At 73.1% G+C, this 16,903-nt stretch carries 14 protein-coding genes; 11 read left to right on the top strand and 3 right to left on the bottom strand.

Features of this window, described 5'->3' with window-relative positions:
* Positions 1 to 2: 2 nt before the first annotated feature.
* From ACGFZS_RS00340 to ACGFZS_RS00295, 10 genes are all read left to right on the top strand, one after another.
* On the top strand, positions 3 to 896 hold the full coding sequence (locus tag ACGFZS_RS00340) for a carbohydrate ABC transporter permease (RefSeq protein ID WP_316772780.1): 894 nt from the start codon (positions 3 to 5) through the stop codon (positions 894 to 896).
* Between the two features lie 7 nt (positions 897 to 903).
* Positions 904 to 2,172, top strand: a complete 1,269-nt coding sequence (locus tag ACGFZS_RS00335; protein WP_359223714.1) for a 6-phospho-beta-glucosidase — start codon at positions 904 to 906, stop codon at positions 2,170 to 2,172.
* Positions 2,163 to 3,134 carry an N-acetylglucosamine kinase gene (locus tag ACGFZS_RS00330; RefSeq protein WP_393793252.1) on the top strand — a complete coding sequence of 324 codons (972 nt, stop codon included), beginning with the start codon at positions 2,163 to 2,165 and terminating at the stop codon, positions 3,132 to 3,134. The genes ACGFZS_RS00335 and ACGFZS_RS00330 overlap by 10 nt, the downstream gene beginning before the upstream one ends.
* Before the next feature lie 287 nt (positions 3,135 to 3,421).
* Positions 3,422 to 4,807, top strand: coding sequence for a hypothetical protein (locus tag ACGFZS_RS00325; protein WP_393793251.1), 1,386 nt, complete (start codon positions 3,422 to 3,424; stop codon positions 4,805 to 4,807).
* Positions 4,808 to 4,821: 14 nt separating this feature from the next.
* Positions 4,822 to 5,859: a glutamate ABC transporter substrate-binding protein gene (locus ACGFZS_RS00320; protein WP_393793250.1), complete on the top strand. Its 1,038-nt coding sequence runs from the start codon at positions 4,822 to 4,824 to the stop codon at positions 5,857 to 5,859.
* Positions 5,860 to 5,905: 46 nt separating this feature from the next.
* Positions 5,906 to 7,237: a hypothetical protein gene (locus ACGFZS_RS00315; protein ID WP_393533219.1), complete on the top strand. Its 1,332-nt coding sequence runs from the start codon at positions 5,906 to 5,908 to the stop codon at positions 7,235 to 7,237.
* Positions 7,238 to 7,317: 80 nt separating this feature from the next.
* Positions 7,318 to 9,783 (top strand): tetratricopeptide repeat protein, encoded by a 2,466-nt coding sequence (locus ACGFZS_RS00310; RefSeq protein ID WP_393794089.1) that lies wholly within the window; start codon positions 7,318 to 7,320, stop codon positions 9,781 to 9,783.
* A gap of 3 nt (positions 9,784 to 9,786) precedes the next feature.
* Positions 9,787 to 11,148 carry a protein phosphatase 2C domain-containing protein gene (locus ACGFZS_RS00305; RefSeq protein WP_393793249.1) on the top strand — a complete coding sequence of 454 codons (1,362 nt, stop codon included), beginning with the start codon at positions 9,787 to 9,789 and terminating at the stop codon, positions 11,146 to 11,148.
* A gap of 108 nt (positions 11,149 to 11,256) precedes the next feature.
* The gene (locus ACGFZS_RS00300) at positions 11,257 to 12,597 is read left to right on the top strand and encodes a VWA domain-containing protein (protein ID WP_393793248.1); all 1,341 of its coding nucleotides are present in this window, start codon (positions 11,257 to 11,259) and stop codon (positions 12,595 to 12,597) included.
* 53 nt (positions 12,598 to 12,650) lie between these two features.
* Positions 12,651 to 14,219, top strand: a complete 1,569-nt coding sequence (locus ACGFZS_RS00295; RefSeq protein ID WP_393793247.1) for an FHA domain-containing protein — start codon at positions 12,651 to 12,653, stop codon at positions 14,217 to 14,219.
* 90 nt (positions 14,220 to 14,309) lie between these two features.
* On the opposite strand, the gene ACGFZS_RS00290 is transcribed toward ACGFZS_RS00295, so the two are convergent.
* On the bottom strand, positions 14,310 to 15,305 hold the full coding sequence (locus ACGFZS_RS00290; protein ID WP_393793246.1) for a methyltransferase domain-containing protein: 996 nt from the start codon (positions 15,303 to 15,305) through the stop codon (positions 14,310 to 14,312).
* A gap of 90 nt (positions 15,306 to 15,395) precedes the next feature.
* Here ACGFZS_RS00290 and ACGFZS_RS00285 point away from each other — a divergent pair, with 90 nt between their 5' ends.
* Positions 15,396 to 15,800, top strand: a complete 405-nt coding sequence (locus ACGFZS_RS00285) for a globin (RefSeq protein WP_355711757.1) — start codon at positions 15,396 to 15,398, stop codon at positions 15,798 to 15,800.
* 19 nt (positions 15,801 to 15,819) lie between these two features.
* On the opposite strand, the gene ACGFZS_RS00280 is transcribed toward ACGFZS_RS00285, so the two are convergent.
* Positions 15,820 to 16,488, bottom strand: coding sequence for a hypothetical protein (locus ACGFZS_RS00280; protein ID WP_393793245.1), 669 nt, complete (start codon positions 16,486 to 16,488; stop codon positions 15,820 to 15,822).
* Positions 16,485 to 16,898, bottom strand: a complete 414-nt coding sequence (locus ACGFZS_RS00275; RefSeq protein WP_393793244.1) for an acyl-CoA thioesterase — start codon at positions 16,896 to 16,898, stop codon at positions 16,485 to 16,487. Before ACGFZS_RS00275 ends, ACGFZS_RS00280 begins: the two co-directional genes overlap by 4 nt.
* Positions 16,899 to 16,903: the final 5 nt, after the last annotated feature.

The raw sequence follows: 16,903 nt of genomic DNA, 5'->3' as shown, positions 1-16,903 counted from the left end.
CGATGACCCAAGTACTGGACCGGCCGACGGAGTTGAAGGCCCCGGCGTCGGACGCCGAACGCGAGGCCCGCCGCAAGGCCCTGCTGAACTGGGTGGCGGTCCACTCCCTCGGCGTCGCCGCCGCCCTGTTCTTCACCCTCCCCTTCGTGTTCGTGTTCCTGACCTCGCTGATGAGCGACAGCCAGGCACTGAGCCGGGACCTGATCCCGCACACGTGGGAATGGGGCAACTACAAGAAGGTCTTCGACACCCCCGGCTTCCTGACCTGGTGGAAGAACACCCTGATCTACGCCGGCCTGGGCACCGTCCTGACCGTCGTCTCCTCGCTCCCGGTGGCGTACGCGCTCGCCAAGTTCCGCTTCCGCGGCCGCAACCTGTCCCTGATGCTGGTGATCTCGATGATGATGCTGCCGCCGCAGGTGGTCATCATCCCGATGTACCTCTTCTGGGCGAAGCAGCTGGACCTGTCCGGCACCCTGTGGCCGCTGATCGTGCCGATGGCGTTCGGTGACGCGTTCTCCATCTTCCTGCTGCGCCAGTTCCTGACGACGATCCCGAACGAGTACCTGGACGCGGCGAAGGTGGACGGCTGCGGCGACCTCAGGACCCTCCTCAGGGTGGTGATCCCCATGGCGAAGCCGGGCATCGCCGCCGTCGCCCTCTTCCAGTTCTTCTACGCCTGGAACGACTACTTCGGCCCCCAGATCTACGCGTCCGAGAACCCGGGCGCCTGGACCCTCTCCTACGGCCTGGAGTCCTTCAAGGGCATGCACCACACCGACTGGAACCTGACCATGGCCGCGACCGTGCTGGTCATGGCCCCCGTGATCCTCGTCTTCTTCTTCGCCCAGAAGGCGTTCGTCGAGGGCGTCACGCTCACCGGAGTGAAGGGTTAACCCGTACATGAAACTCACTGTGGTCGGCGGAGGCTCGACCTACACCCCTGAACTCATCGACGGCTTCGCCCGCCTGCGGGACACCCTGCCCGTCGAGGAACTGGTCCTGGTGGACCCGGCGGCCGAACGGCTGGAGCTGGTGGGCGGACTGGCCCGCCGCATCTTCGCCAAGCAGGGCCACGGCGGCCGTATCGTCACCACCTCCGACCTGGACGCGGGCGTCGAGGGCGCCGACGCGGTGCTGCTGCAGCTGCGCGTCGGCGGCCAGGCCGCCAGGCAGCAGGACGAGACCTGGCCGCTGGAGTGCGGCTGCATCGGCCAGGAGACCACCGGCGCCGGCGGCCTGGCCAAGGCCCTGCGCACGGTCCCGGTCGTCCTGGACATCGCCGAACGCGTCCGCCGCACCAACCCGAACGCCTGGATCATCGACTTCACCAACCCGGTGGGGATCGTGACCCGTGCCCTGCTCCAGGCCGGCCACAAGGCGGTCGGGCTGTGCAACGTGGCGATCGGCTTCCAGCGGAAGTTCGCGAACCTGCTCGGCGTCACCCCGGCCGAGGTCCACCTCGACCACGTCGGCCTCAACCACCTCACCTGGGAGACGGCGGTCCGCCTCGGCGGCCCCGAGGGCGACAACGTCCTGCCCAAGCTGCTCGCGGAGCACGGCGACACGATCGCCGCGGACCTGAAGCTGCCCCCGGCGCTCCTCGACCGCCTGGGCGGCGTCATCCCGTCCTACTACCTGCGCTACTTCTACGCCCACGACGAGGTGGTGCGCGAGCTGCGCACCAAGCCGTCCCGGGCCGCCGAAGTGGCCGCGATGGAGAAGCAGTTGCTGGAGATGTACGGCGACCCGGCCCTGGACGAGAAGCCGGAGCTGCTCGCCAAGCGGGGCGGCGCCTACTACTCGGAGGCGGCGGTCGACCTGGCCGCGGCCCTGCTCGGCACCACCGGCAACCCCTACCAGGTGGTGAACACCTACAACGGCGGCACGCTGCCCTTCCTCCCCGACGACGCGGTGATCGAGGTCCAGGCGGCGGTGGGCGCGAGCGGCCCGGTACCGATGTCCGTCCCGGACGTCGACCCGCTGTTCGCCGGACTGGTGGCGAACGTGACCGCCTACGAGGAGCTGGCCCTGGAGGCGGCCCTGCGCGGCGGCCGGGACCGCGTCTTCCGGGCCCTCCTGTCCCACCCCCTGATCGGCCAGTACGAGTACGCCGACGCCCTGACCGACCGACTGATCGCGCACAACCGGGAGCACCTCGCGTGGGCCTGACCGCAAGTGTCCTCGCCATCGACGCGGGCAACAGCAAGACCGACGTCGCGGTGGTGGCGGCGGACGGCGAGGTCCTCGCCACGGCCCGCGGCGGCGGCTTCCGGCCGCCGGTGGTGGGCGTGGAACAGGCCGTGGACGAGGTGGCGGAGGCGGTCGCCGAGGCGTACGGCGCCGCCGGTGTCACCTCCGTCGCCCACGTCTCCGCGTGCCTGGCCAACGCCGACTTCCCCTTCGAGGAGGAGCAGTTGGCCGCCGCGCTGGCCACGCGCGCGTGGGGGGCGACGGTGGCGGTCCGCAACGACACCTTCGCGATCCTGCGGGCCGGCGTGACCGAGCCCCGCGGTGTCGCCGTCGTCTGCGGCGCGGGCATCAACTGCGTCGGCATGCGCCCCGACGGCCGCACCGCCCGCTTCCCCGCCCTCGGCCGCATCTCCGGTGACTGGGGCGGCGGCTGGGGCCTCGCCGAGGAGGCCCTGTGGCACGCGGCCCGCGCGGAGGACGGACGCGGGGAGGGTACGGCGCTGGCCCGCACGCTCCCGGCGCACTTCGGCTACGACACCATGCTCGCGCTGATCGAGGCCCTGCACCGGGAGGAGGTCGAGCCCGCCCGCCGCCACGAGTTGACCCCGGTCCTCTTCGCGACGGCCGCCGACGGCGACCCGGTCGCCCGCGCGGTCGTGGACCGGCTGGCCCAGGAAGTGGTGTCCATGGCCATGGTCGCTCTGACCCGCCTCGACCTGCTGGACGAGGAGACCCCCGTGCTGCTGGGCGGCGGCGTCCTGGCCGGCGGCCACCCCCAACTCGACGACGGCGTCCGCGAATTGCTGGCCGCGCGGGCCCCGAAGGCAGTACCGAGGGTGGTGACGGCGCGGCCGGTGCTGGGAGCGGCCCTGCTGGGACTGGACGCGGCGGGGGCGGGGGTGACCGTGCAGGAGAGGGTGCGGACGTACTTCGAGGGGTGACCCGGGGTGAGGGCGGGGGGGTGGGGACGCTCACCGGCGCTTGCCGGGTGCCTCCCCCAGCCTTCGGCCGGGGGGACCAGGGGCGCGGGGAACTGCGCGACCAGCCCCCACCGGCCCGCGCCCCGGAACGCACCGTCACCACCCCTCCGGAACCGAACCGATCCCCCCGGCGTATTCATGGGCAGGGGTTCCGCTGCGATCCGATCAAGATCCAGTGAAGGCCGGTGCCGAATGTCGGTCCGGGCGGCGATACTGGGCGGCGACCGGATGACCATGGGGGAGGTCACGTGACACACCCGCCGATCAGCAGCGCGGCACCGCCAGGAGCAGGCCCCGGCCTGCCCGCACCGGCGCCCCCTCGCCGTACCGCGTTCGCGGAGGGCATCGAGCGGCTGCGCGCCGCCGCGACCACGGAACCCGGCCGGCTCCGCCTGATCGGCGCCGTCCTGGCCGCCCTGATCGTCGCGTTCGGCGCCGTCACCGCCTGGCAGATGGCCGACCGCGCGGCCGCCGCCGACGACGTCCTGCACCGCAGCCAGCCGCTCAGTTCGGGCGCGGCGGACATCTACCGCTCGCTGGCGGACGCCAACACGGCGGCCTCCAGCGGCTTCCTGGCGGGCGGTCAGGAGACCAAGGCATCCCAGGACACGTACGAGACGGACATCCGCAACGCCGCCGCCGGGCTGGTCAACGCCGCCGCCAACTCCGAGCCCGGCTCGCCCGCCGAGGCGGCCATATCGAAGCTGAACAAGCTGCTGCCGGAGTACAAGGGGCTCGTGGAGCGGGCCAGGGTCTACAACCGGCAGGGCTACCCGGTCGGCGGCGCCTACCTGCGGTACGCGAACGACAAGATGCAGGACGAGATGCTCCCGGCGGCCAAGGAGCTCTACGAGAAGGAGAACACGCGGCTCGCGTCGGACTACTCGGGCGCGACGCCGTACCCGTGGGCGGCCATCGTCCTCGGCCTGCTCGCGCTCGCCGCGCTCGCCTGGGCCCAGCTGCGCCACTACCGCCGCACCAACCGCCTGCTGAACCACGGTCTGGTGGCGGCCTCCGCGGCCACCGTCATCACCCTGCTGTGGCTGGTCGTCGGCCACACCCTGGCCCGCGCGGGCCTGGACGGCTCGTACGACCACGGCGTCCGCTCGCTGAACGTGCTGCACGACGCCCGGATCGCCTCCCTGAACGCGCGGGGCAACGAGAACCTGAGCCTGGTGGCGCGCGGCGCCGAGACCATCAAGGTCGGCAACGAGTCCTACGACGCGTACTACTACGACTTCGACAAGGACATGACCGCCCTCGGCAAGGGCCTCGCCCAGGCGGCGCGGCTCGCGGACGACACGGCGGGCAGCAAGCCCGTGGTGGCGGCCCAGGGCAACATGAAGGTGTGGAAGGACCGCCACGCCGACGCCCGCAAGGACGACGAGAACGGCGACTACGAGGCGGCGCTGGCCAAGGTGATCGGCCCCAAGGACGCGACCGCCGAGTGCTTCGACAGCGTCGACAACAACCTGAAGGCCGCGTTGGCCCAGGAGGAGCACGAGTTCCAGCAGCGGGCCACCGACGGGCGGGACGCGATGACCGGGCTGCCGATCGGTGCCGCCATGCTGGGGGTCGCGGCGGCCTCTGGCGCGTTGTTCGGTATCGGGCGCAGGCTGTCGGAGTACCGGTGAGAGGGGGCGTGGCGATGTTCGTACGGAGGTTGCGGGTCTCCCTGCGCGGCTGGGGCGGCGTGGGCGCGATGGCGGTCGGCTGCGCTCTGGCGCTGGCGTTCGTCCTGCTGCTGCCCCTCACCCAGTCCCGTGACGAGGGTGGCGAGGAGGGGTCGGGCGGGCAGGGCGGAGTGACCAACGGCAGCCAGGTGCGGGCCGACGACTGCAAGGATTCCCAGGCACAGAACGAGACCCTGTCGCCGTCGGGCGCCGACGGCGCCACGATCGACGCCATCAAGGCCCGCAAGGGCGACGCGCGGAAGCTGATCGTCGGCGTCGACCAGAACAGTTACCGCTGGGGCTACCGCAACCCGAACAACTCCGTTGCGGACCTGGAGGGTTTCGACATCGACCTGGTGCACCGGATAGCCAAGGACATCCTCGGCGACGCCAAGGACGTGACGTTCAAGGCGATCCCGACCAGCCAGCGGATACCGGCGGTGCAGCACGGCGACGTCGACATGGTGGTGCGCACGATGACCATCACCTGCAAGCGGCTGGACGATGTCGCGTTCTCCGCGCCGTACTTCAAGACCGGCCAGCAGGTACTGGCGCCGAAGTCGTCCTCGATCAAGGGGTACGACGCGACGCTCGCGAACAAGACGGTGTGCACCGCGGACGGTTCGACGGCCTACGACGCGGTGACCGCCGACAAGGGGACCAGGCTGCCTTCCTCTGTGAGGATCAAAGTCGTGCCCAACCAGCTGGACTGCCTGGTGCGGTTGCAGCTCGGCGAGGTCGACGCGGTGATCACCGACGGCGCGCTCGCCGCCAGCCAGGCCGCCCAGGACCCGACGGTCGAGCTGAAGGGCCCGCCGTTCACCACCGAGTACTACGGCGTGGCGATGAACAGCAAGGCGGACGATCTGGTACGCCGGGTCAACCAGATCCTGGTGGACTACCGGGCCGACGGCTGGCAGGCGTCGTACAGCAAGTGGCTGTCGGCGACACTGGGAACGAAATCGACGGGGTCGGAACCGCCCACACCGCAGCAGTATCTGCGCACGAGCTGACCCGCATCCGCCGGCCAGGCCCCGACAAGCAAGTGAGAGGTGATCGATGGGCGTCACGGACCCCGCCGGGCCGGTGATGGACCGGGACGAGGTGGACCGTGCGCTGGCGCGGCTCGGCGCGGAGCACGAGGCGATCGAGACCTCGCTGCTCGCCCTGCAGGACCACGCGGGCCGCAGGCTCCTGGAAGGCGCCGAGCTGACCGGGACGACCCGGGAGCGGTGGACGACCGCCGATGCCTCGATCAGCCTGCTGTGGGCCTACTTCGACGCGTACACGGACGCGCTGCGCTCCGCCCGGGAGATCCGGGCCCGGCGCCGCTGGTCCAGCCGTGAGGACCTGGTGGAGCTGACCGAGCTGCTGCGCGGCGAGTCCGTGACGGTGGCGGGCAGCGCCACGGCGACGGCGAACGCGCCGACGCTGCTGTCGGCGGCGGGCCGGCTCAGCGAGCGCTTCTCGCTGGCGGCCCTGGTGGACCGGATGAACGAGCTGTACGCGACCTCGCTGGACATGGTCGTCACCGCCGACGCGGTGTGGTCGGCGCTGCCCGCGCGGATCGATTTACTCGCCGCCGAGCTGCAGCGCACCCGCACGCTGGCGCACTCGGTCGGGGTACGCCCGGGCGAGCACCCGGCGGGCGACGACCTGGAGCGCATCACCCGCACCCTGACCAGGCTCCGCGAGGACGTGGTCTCCGACCCGCTGACCTTCTGGATCCCCGCCCAGGGGAGTTCGGCGCCCGGCGGCGGCCGTCCCGACACCGCGGTGTACGACCGGGAGGCGCGGGCCCTGGAGGAGGTGCGGCGGGAGATCGACGCCGTGCTGACGGTACGGCAGGACGCCGAGGCCCGGCTGATCAAGCTGCGGGACGTGCTCTCCCGCGCGGACCGCACCCTCGCCGAGGCGCGCACCGCGCGCGGTGAGGTGCTCGCGAAGATCGCGGCGACCGAGGTGCCGGTGGTCAGCGGCCCGCCGACCGCGCTGCAGGAGCAGCTGGCGACGGCCGCCGAGTACCGCCGGCAGGCCCAGTGGCACCGGCTGTCGCCGCTGCTGGAGTCGCTGGAGCAGAAGGCGGAGGACGAACTGCTGCGCGCCCGCGAGTCGTTGACGGCGGTCACCGCGCCGCTCGCGGTCCGCGCGGAGCTGCGCGGCCGGCTGGACGCGTACAAGGCGAAGGTGGCCCGGCACGGGCTGGCGGAGGACCCGTTCCTGATCGAGCGGTACGACGCGGCCCGGCGGATGCTGTGGAGCGCGCCCTGCGATCTGCGGGTCGCGGAGCAGGCGGTGCTGCGCTACCAGCAGGCGGCGGCCGAGGCGCTGCGCGCGCCGCGCGTGCCGCACCAGAGCGGGCCCGAGGACCGCAGGGGGCCCGGAGCGTGAGCGACAAGGGAGATGGGGGCGCGGTGAGCCTGGCGGGACAGACGTGCCAGCGGCCCGGCTGCGAGGGGTCGTACGAGGACATGGGCGGCGGTGAGCTGTACTGCGACACCTGCGGTCTGGCCCCGGTCGTCCCGGCCGGGGATCCGTCCGCCGAGGGCGGGATGCTCGGGGCGACGGCCACCGGGATCACGGCCGGCGGCAAGGGCTCGGCGGGCAGCGGGAGTTCGCGCTCCGGCAGCCGTGGCAGCTCGCGTACGTCGTCGCAGTCGTCGAAGTCGCGGCGCTCGGTCTCCGGGCGGCTGTCGCGGTCCCTGTCGGGCAAGTCGACGGGCCGCTCGGTGTCGGTGCGCAGCTCCGGTTCGTCGGCGAGCGCCTCGGCGCGCAGCCGGCTGGGCGCCGGTCTGGTGACGGTCCCGCAGGTGCCGCGGCCGGACCCGCGCGAGATGGTCCTGGAGAACCCGGAGGTGCCCGAGCGCAAGCGGTTCTGCTCGCGCTCGGACTGCGGGGCGCCGGTCGGGCGCGGACGCGGTGACCGGCCGGGGCGGACCGAGGGCTTCTGCACCAAGTGCGGCAACCCGTACTCGTTCGTGCCCAAGCTCAAGGGCGGGGACGTGGTGCACGGCCAGTACGAGGTCGCGGGCTGTCTGGCGCACGGCGGCCTGGGCTGGATCTACCTCGCCGTGGACCGGGCCGTCGCCGACCGCTGGGTGGTCCTCAAGGGCCTCCTGGACACCGGCGACCAGGACGCGATGGAGGCGGCGATCTCCGAGCGGCGGTTCCTCGCGGAGATCGAGCACGCCAACATCGTGCGGATCTACAACTTCGTCGAGCACCTCGACCAGCGCACCGGCTCCCTCGACGGCTACATCGTCATGGAGTACGTCGGCGGCAAGTCCCTGAAGGAGATCGCCAACGACCGCCGCACCCCGGAGGGCCGCCGGGACCCGCTGCCGGTGGAGCAGGCCTGCGCGTACGGCATCGAGGCGCTCGAAGCCCTCGGCCACCTGCACAGCCGCAACCTCCTCTACTGCGACTTCAAGGTCGACAACGCCATCCAGACCGAGGACCAGCTCAAGCTGATCGACATGGGCGCGGTGCGCAGGATGGACGACGAGGAGTCGGCCATCTACGGCACGGTCGGCTACCAGGCCCCGGAGGTCGCCGAGGTCGGCCCGTCGGTCGCGTCCGACCTGTACACGGTCGGCCGTACCCTCGCGGTCCTCACCTTCGACTTCCAGGGCTACACGACCGTCTTCGTGGACTCGCTGCCCGACCCGGACAACATCGAGGTGTTCCGGCAGTACGAGTCCTTCTACCGGCTGCTGGTCCGGGCCACCGACCCGGACCCGGCCCGCCGGTTCGCCTCCGCGCAGGAGATGGCCGAGCAGCTGACCGGTGTGTTGCGCGAGGTGGTGTCGGTGCAGACCGGCACGGCCCGGCCCGCGCTGTCGACGCTGTTCGGACCCGAGGTGAAGGTCACGGACACCGAGCTGTTCCCGAAGCTGGCCGGGGACGTGTCCCGGCTGGGGGCGCGGGCGGTGGCCTCCAGAACGCTGGCGCTGGAGCCGGTGGGAGCGGGGCCGGCCGCCGCCGACCCCGCCCTGGTGAAGACCGTCGCCACGCCGGTCGCCGGCCTCGCCCTGCCGGTCCCGCTGGTCGATCCGAACGACCCGAACGCCGGTTTCCTGGCGGGCCTGATGATGACCTCGGCACCGGGCGAGCTGCTCGGGGCGCTGGCCGCCGCGCCGGCGCAGACCGTGGAGACCCGGCTGCGCCAGGTCCGGGCCCGGCTGGAGAGCGGCGACCACGAGGCCGCCCTGACCGCGCTGGGCGCGCTGGAGGACGAGCAGCCGGACGACTGGCGGGTGGTCTGGTACCGGGGCGTGACCGCCCTGGTCACCGGTGACTTCGAGGGCGCGGCCCTGTCCTTCGACGCGATCTACGACGCCTTCCCGGGCGAGAGCGCGCCCAAGCTGGCGCTCGGCCTGTGCGCGGAGGTGCTGGGCCAGCTGGACAACGCGGCCGAGTACTACCGGCTGGTGTGGGCGACCGACCCGAGCTTCGTCAGCTCCGCCTTCGGGCTGGCCCGGGTGCGGCTGGCGGCCGGGGACCGGCGCTCTGCCGTACGGACCCTGGAGTCGGTGCCGGAGGCCTCGATCCACTTCACGGCGGCCCGGGTGGCGGCCGTACGGGCGCGGCTGCGGCACCGGATCGCGGCGGCCGACGACACGCCGTTCCTGGACGATCTGACGGCCTCCGCGGGGCAGATCGAGGCGCTGGACGCGTACGGTCTGGATCCGGCCCGGCGCGAGCAGTTGTCGGCGGAAGTCCTCGGCTGCGCGCTGGACTGGATACTCTCCGGGGGCCGGGGCGGCGAGGCCGCCGGCGGCAGCCGGGTACTGCTCGGCAGTGGTCTGGACGAGCGGGGCCTCCGCTTCGGCCTGGAGCGCTCGTACCGCACGCTGGCCAGACTGGCGACCGGCGGCGAGGAGAGGATCGACCTGGTGGAACGGGCCAACCGTTACCGCCCCCGGACGTGGGTGTAGTTGATGTCGCAGATGCCCCAGCAGGCCGCACCGGCGAAGTGCCCGAGCTGCGCCGAGCCCCTCGAATCGGGTGATCTCTTCTGCGGTGCGTGCGGGTACGACCTGTCGGCCGTGCCCGCCGCGCCGCAGGACCACCCGACCCTCACCATGGGCGCCTCCGGTGTGGGATCCTCGGGTGTGGACTGGCCCCCGCCCGAACCGGAGAGTCCCGGTACGCCCGCGGCCCCGCATCTGCCGACGGATCTGCCCGGCACGGACTCGGGCGGCAAGCCGCTGCCCGGTACTCCGGCGCACGGTTCGCCGGTGTCGCCTGCCTCCGGGGTGCGTTTCGACCGGCCGCCGGAGCCGGACGACTACCCGCTGCAGGCACCCGACCCGAGGATCGCCGCCTCCGCCGCGGAGACCGCCGACACCGCCGACACCTCCGGGTCCGCCGACACCATAGAGACCCCGAAGGTGTGCGTGGCCTGCCGCGCGGGCCGGGTCGACGACGACGGATACTGCGAGAACTGCGGGCACGCCCAGCCGCGCGAGCGCGACCACATGGAGCAGGAGTCCGGTCCGGTGGCCGCCGTCAGCGACCGCGGGCTGCGCCACCACCGCAACGAGGACGCGTTCGCCGTCGAGCACACCGCGCTGCCCGACGGCACCCCGGCCACCCTGGCGGTCGTCTGCGACGGCGTCTCCTCGGCGACCCGCCCCGACGAGGCCTCCATGGCCGCCTCCCGGGCCGCGGGCGAGGCGCTGCTGGCCGCGCTGGGCCAGGGCACGCATCCGCAGCAGGCGATGCACGAGGCGATCGTCGCCGCCTCCCAGGCGGTGAACGCCCTCGCCGAGGAGCCGCCCTCGGCCAGGGAGCACACCCCGCACCAGAACGCCCCGGCGTGCACGATCGTCGGCTCGATCGTCACCCCTGGCCTGCTGGTCGTCGGCTGGGTCGGCGACAGCCGCGCCTACTGGGTGCCGGTGGACCGGAGCTCACCGGCGGCCCGGCTCACCGAGGACGACTCCTGGGCCGCGCAGATGGTGGCCGCGGGGCTGATGAGCGAGGCGGAGGCGTACGCCGACGAGCGCGCCCACGCGATCACCGGCTGGCTCGGCGCCGACGCCTACGAACTGGAGCCGCACACCGCTTCCTTCAAGCCGGACCGGCCTGGTGTGGTGGTGGTGTGCACGGACGGTCTGTGGAACTACGCGGAGACGGCCGAGGAGATGTCCGATGTCCTCCCCGCCGACGCCGCGCTACGACCGCTGCACGCGGCCCGGGTCCTGGTCGGTCACGCCCTGGACGGCGGGGGCCACGACAACGTAACAGTGGCGCTGCTGCCGTTCCCGGCGACCGCGCAGGGGGCAGGATCCGCCTGAGGCCGCGCAAAACGGCCGCAAACGGGGAAGTACCCGCGGACCGGAGGGGACCGGTCCGCACATCGTCAGCACCCATCAGGCGTGGGGTGGAGGGGGACCGGAGCAGTCATGGCCAATTTCTCGAAATCGAGCGTGCCGCAGTTCTCGGTGGACGTGTACCAGAACGAGTACCTGCCGGACGGCGGCCGTGAGGTCAACGCGATCGTCACGGTGACGTCGACCGGCGGAGGCACCGTCGGGACCGCGGTCGGGGCGTCGTACGCACCCGGGCAGGGGCCCTCCGCCGGGGTGGCGGTCATGGTCGACTGCTCGGGGTCGATGGACTACCCGCCCACCAAGATGCGCAACGCCCGGGACGCCACGGCGGCCGCGATCGACACCCTGCGCGACGGCACCCACTTCGCGGTGATCGGCGGCACCCATGTCGCCAAGGAGGTCTACCCGGGCGGCGGCGCGCTCGCGGTGGCCGACCGCACCACCCGGGAGCAGGCCAAGCAGGCGCTGCGCAGGCTGAGCGCGGGCGGCGGTACGGCGATCGGCACCTGGCTGCGCCTCGCCGACCGGCTTCTCTCGTCCGCGGACGTCGCCATCCGGCACGGCATCCTGCTCACCGACGGCCGCAACGAGCACGAGTCGCCCGAGGACCTGAAGGCCGCCCTGGACTCCTGCGCCGGACGCTTCACCTGTGACGCCCGGGGCGTGGGCACCGACTGGGAAGTGAAAGAAGTCACAGGGATAGCCTCCGCGCTGCTCGGCACCGCCGACATCGTCGCCGATCCCACCGGTCTGGCCGCCGACTTCACGCAGATGATGGAGACGGCGATGGGCAAGGAGGTCGCGGACGTGGCGCTGCGGCTGTGGACGCCGGTCGGCACGGCCATCAAGTTCGTCAAGCAAGTGGCGCCCACCGTGGAGCAGTTGACCGACCGCCGCACCGAGGCCGGGCCGCGCGCCGGCGACTACCCGACCGGCTCCTGGGGCGACGAGTCCCGCGACTACCACGTCTGCGTGGAGGTCCCCTCGGCCGGTCTCGGCCAGGAAATGCTCGCCGCCCGCGTCTCGTTGGTCGTCCCGCAGCCCGACGGAAGCGTCCAGAACCTGGGCGCGCAGGGCCTGATCAGGGCGGTCTGGACGGACGACATGGCCGCCTCCACCTCCATCAACCCCCAGGTCGCCCACTACACCGGCCAGGCCGAACTGGCACAAGCCATCCAACAGGGGCTGGATCTCCGCAAAGCGGGCGATATGGACGGAGCAACCGCCAAACTGGGTCGGGCCGTTCAGTTGGCAAGCGCTTCCGGGAACGCGGATACTGCGAAACTGCTTGCGAAGGTGGTGGACGTGGTCGACGCCGCGACGGGTACTGTGCGACTGAAAGCGAAGGTTGCGGAGGCCGACGAGATGACTCTCGAGACAAGGTCCACAAAGACTGTTCGTGTAAAGAAGTGAACCAGCAGTACATGGCCTAGCAGTGCACGCAGGACAGAGAGGGAAGCACCGACATGCCGACCTGCCCGAACGGACACCAGTCGGTTTCCGACGACTGGTGCGAGGTGTGCGGTCACCGCATGGCCGGTGCCGTGCCTCCGCCGCCCCCGCCCCCGCCGACTTCCGGCGGCGGCTACGGCTTCCCGCCGCCCGCGCCCGGCGCGCAGGCCGGTGGCCCGGCCGGCGGCCGTCATCTCTCCTCGGTGCCGAACTCGCCCGAGCCGGAGCTGTGCCCGCAGTGCCGTACGCCCCGTGAGGGCGGTGCGCCGTTCTGCGAGGAGTGCCGCTGGAACTTCCTCACCAACACGGCCACCTCGTACACCCCCGCCGCCCCGCGCCCGTCTGCGGGCGGCGGCCCGGCCGCGCCGACCTTCCGGCCGCCCGCCCCGCCGTCCTACGGCGGCAACACCGACTCGTACGAGTACCAGGGCTCGCGCCCCTCGCAGATGAACCGCCCCGCCGAGCCCATCCCCTCCTTCGGCAGCGAGCCCTCGGGCCCCACGCCGTTCGGCGGCGAGCGCGGCCAGCAGGGCTCCCCGGCGTACGGCGGCGACCGCGGCCAGTCCGGTCCCCCGCCGTTCGGCGGCGACCGCGGCCAGCAGGGCCCCCCGGCGTACGGCGGCGACCGCGGCCAGTCGGGCCCCCCGCCGTTCGGCGGCGACCGCGGCCAGCAGGGCCCCCCGGCCTTCGGCGGCGACCGCGGCCAGCAGGGTCCCCCGCCCTTCGGTGGCGAGCGCGGGCCCTCGGCGCCGCCCTCGCCGTACGGCGGTGCTCCGGGCCAGAACCAGGGCGGCCCGTCCGCCTTCGGCGGCGCCCCCGGCACCGGCCAGGCCGCCGGCCCCTTCACCCGCGACCCCTCCGGCGGTCCGGCCGCCGGTCCCTTCGGCGGGGACCCGTCCCGGCCGCCGGTCCCGCCGCAGACCGCCGGTGGCGCTCCCGGCGCCTTCCAGCAGTCCGCGCCGCCCGCGCCGCCCGGCTTCCCGCAGGAGACCACCCGGCCCCCGGCCGGCGGTCCGCCCTTCGGCGGCGCCGACGACGACTGGGTGATCTCCCCGCCGTCGGCCACGGGCCCGGCCGGCCCCGGCGCTCCCGCTCGTCCGGGCGGCTACGGCTACCCGCAGCCCGGCGCCACCCAGGCCCCGCCCGGCCCCGGCTTCCCGCAGGCCCCGCAGGCTCCGGCGACCTGGACGGCCACGATCGGCCCGGACCGCGAGTACTTCATGGCGATGATGCAGCGCTCGGGCCCCGAGGCGGCCGGCCTCAACCTGCCCGCGTACTCCCCCGAGCAGCAGCGCGCCCTCAGCGGCAACCAGGTCACCATCGGCCGCCGCCGGCACTCCACCGGCGACACCCCCGACATCGACCTCGCGGTACCGCCGGAGGACCCGGGCGTCTCCCACCAGCACGCGGTCCTGGTCCAGCAGCCCGACGGCAGCTGGGCGGTCGTCGACCAGAACTCCACCAACGGCACCACGGTGAACGGCTGCGAGGAACCCATCCAGCCGTTCGTCCCGGTACCGCTGCAGGACGGGGACCGGGTGCACGTGGGCGCCTGGACGACGATCACTATTCGACGGGGCTGAGCTGCAGCGCCCCGAAAGGGGCGCGAGGCCGTATCAATCTGCGGCTCCGCCGCGTGGGCGCGAGCAACCCACCACAACCCGCGGCCGACGTCAGACCGGGAGCGGCCACACACACGGCCCCTCCCGGTCATCCAGCCACACCCACTCCCCGCCCTCCCCACCCTCCTCCACGCTCACCCCGTACCGCTCCCGCCCGGGCATGCCCTCCCGCGCCCACACCTCGTAGGCCTCCCGGGGACTGAGCACCCCCCGGGTCAGCTCCGCCAGGAACTGGAACGACTCGTCCCCCAGCGCCCCGGCCGGCACCCCGCCCGCGTCCCCCACGCCCGCGACCCGCTCCACCCCCCGCAACGGCACGAAGAACGCCGCCGACGGCAGAAACCTCCCCTCGGCACCCCCGCCCCGCACGGTCAGCGCCAGCAGCCCCGTGGACACCGGCGCCAGGATCCGCGCCCCCTCCGCGCACTGCCCGACCCACGCCCGCGGCACACCCGGCAGCGCGCAGGTCGCGATGATCCGGTCGAACGGCGCCCGCTCCGGCACCCCCCGCGCCCCGTCCCCCGTGACCACGGCGGGCCGGTATCCCGCCGCCGCCAGATGGCGCCGCGCGGACTCGGCGATCTCCGGATCCACGTCGACGGTCGTGACCAGACCGTCGTCGCCAAGGCGGTGCGCCAGCAGCGCCGCGTTGTACCCGGTCCCCGCCCCGACCTCCAGCACCCGGTCCCCCTCGGACACCCGCAGCTCGACCAGCATCCGCGCCATCAGCGACGGCTGGCTGCTGGACGACAGCAGCTCACCGTCCCGCAGCCGGGTGGCCAGCGGGACGTCCTCGTACGCCCCGCGCAGCCACCGTTCCCGGGCCCCGCGGTCCGGGCTCTCGCCCCACCGGCGCTCGTAGCCGCACTCCCCGGCGACGTAGTAGTACGGCACGAACAGATGCCGGGGCACCGCCGCGAACGCCTCCCGCCACACCGGTTCCCCGGCCCAGACGCCCTCCGCGTCGATCTCCCGCACCAGCCCGGCCCGCGCCGCGGCGGCCTGCCCCTCGGTCTGCGCGTCGGTCTGCGCGTCGTAGGCGCCCATGCGTCCACCCTAGATCCGCGCCCCCGCTCCGCCCGCGCTCCCGGTCCTAAGCCTTGAGTCCTCGGTCACCCCGTCTGAGACCATGTACGGGTGAGAGAGATTCGGCGCGGCACGCTTCAGGAGAAGACCTTCTACGAGCAGGTCGGCGGGGAGGAGACGTTCCGCCGGCTGGTCCACCGGTTCTACGAGGGGGTCGCCGAGGACGAGCTCCTGCGGCCGATGTACCCCGAGGAGGACCTGGGCCCGGCCGAGGAACGGCTCACCCTGTTCCTGATCCAGTACTGGGGCGGCCCCACGACGTACAGCGACAACCGCGGCCATCCGCGGCTGCGGATGCGGCACGCCCCGTTCACCGTGGACCGGGCGGCGCACGACGCCTGGCTGCGGCACATGCGGGTGGCGGTGGACGAGCTGGGCCTCTCCGAGGAGCACCGGGAACAGCTCTGGAACTACCTCACCTACGCGGCCGCCTCGATGGTCAACACCCCCGACTGACCGCGCCCGGCGCTCGCGCTCAGCGGACGCTGACGCCGAGCGCCCCGAGGCCCGCCCGCCGTACGGCGACCGACCCGAACGGCGTGCGCAGCCGCAGCCACGCTCCCGAGGACAACAGCACGGCCTCGTCGGCCGGCCGCAGGAAGCCCAGTGACTGGGCGGCGTGCACGGCCCGTACCGGGAGCGGAGTGCCGCCGACGGTCCGGGACCAGATGTCCCGCCCGATCCGGTCGAGTTCGGCCCGGGTACGGCCGTCCGGCGCCAACTCCTGCGTACGGGACCGGAACTCGCGCACCGCGGCGGCCACCGTGGCGCCCAGCGCCTGCGGCACGGGGAGCCCGGGCTCCGGCTGCCAGCCGCCCCTGGGCGGCAGCACCCCGGCCCACGGCGGGCCGGTCACCGCCCCCGGCACGGCGGCGGTGGCGGCCGGCTCGTCGAGCGACTCCAGCAGTTCCCCCGCCGACACGGTCACGTCGAGGGTGACGTCGAGCCCGTCCTCGTACGGCTTCGCGAGCCGCACCGCGCGGATCGCCAGCACCTCGAAGGACGGCGGCCGGCCGAAGACGGCGAGCGCGGTACCGGCCGCCTGCAGCCGTACCGCGGCCGAGCGGTCGTAGTGGAGCAGCCGGGAGAGGAAGGCGGCGAGGTCCGCCGTCTCCCCCTCGTCGGCCAGATGGAGCACCGTCATGCGGCGACGGCCTCCTCCTTGTCGTCGTCGCGGTACTCCGCGAGGAAGTCCCGCTCGTCGGCCGTGATCCGGCGCGGCCGCCCGCTCTCGAAGTCGAACGGCACGACGACCGTCGAGGCCGTTACGTAGACCAGGTCCTCGTCCTTCACCTCGTAGGTGACGGTGAAGGACGCGGCCCTGATCTCGGTGACCCACAGCTCGATGTCGACCGGGTGGTGCCGGTGGACGAGCTGCCGCTTGTAGTCGATCTCGTGGCGCGCCACGACCGACCCCTGCTTGAACTCCTTGTCCGGCCGGAACAGCCAGTCGATCCGGGCCTCCTCCAGGTAGCGGACGAAGACCGCGTTGTTGACATGGCCGTACGCGTCCATGTCGGACCAGCGCAGCGGGCAGCGGTAGATGTGGCGCAAGACCG

Origin of the sequence: Streptomyces sp. NPDC048288 (genome assembly GCF_043201555.1) — a bacterium.
Taxonomy (GTDB): domain Bacteria; phylum Actinomycetota; class Actinomycetes; order Streptomycetales; family Streptomycetaceae; genus Streptomyces.
Note: the sequence above shows the minus strand (reverse complement) of the source record. Positions and strands in the feature narration are given on the sequence as shown.

Bases quoted from the DNA above. Each gene is read 5' to 3' on its own strand.
- ACGFZS_RS00340 (WP_316772780.1), top strand. From the start codon at position 3: ATGACCCAAGTACTGGACCGGCCGACGGAGTTGAAGGCCCCGGCGTCG.
- ACGFZS_RS00335 (WP_359223714.1), top strand. From the start codon at position 904: ATGAAACTCACTGTGGTCGGCGGAGGCTCGACCTACACCCCTGAACTC.
- ACGFZS_RS00320 (WP_393793250.1), top strand. From the start codon at position 4,822: ATGTTCGTACGGAGGTTGCGGGTCTCCCTGCGCGGCTGGGGCGGCGTG.
- ACGFZS_RS00315 (WP_393533219.1), top strand. From the start codon at position 5,906: ATGGGCGTCACGGACCCCGCCGGGCCGGTGATGGACCGGGACGAGGTG.
- ACGFZS_RS00310 (WP_393794089.1), top strand. From the start codon at position 7,318: ATGGGCGGCGGTGAGCTGTACTGCGACACCTGCGGTCTGGCCCCGGTC.
- ACGFZS_RS00305 (WP_393793249.1), top strand. From the start codon at position 9,787: ATGTCGCAGATGCCCCAGCAGGCCGCACCGGCGAAGTGCCCGAGCTGC.
- ACGFZS_RS00300 (WP_393793248.1), top strand. From the start codon at position 11,257: ATGGCCAATTTCTCGAAATCGAGCGTGCCGCAGTTCTCGGTGGACGTG.
- ACGFZS_RS00295 (WP_393793247.1), top strand. From the start codon at position 12,651: ATGCCGACCTGCCCGAACGGACACCAGTCGGTTTCCGACGACTGGTGC.
- ACGFZS_RS00290 (WP_393793246.1), bottom strand. From the start codon at position 15,305: ATGGGCGCCTACGACGCGCAGACCGACGCGCAGACCGAGGGGCAGGCC.
- ACGFZS_RS00280 (WP_393793245.1), bottom strand. From the start codon at position 16,488: ATGACGGTGCTCCATCTGGCCGACGAGGGGGAGACGGCGGACCTCGCC.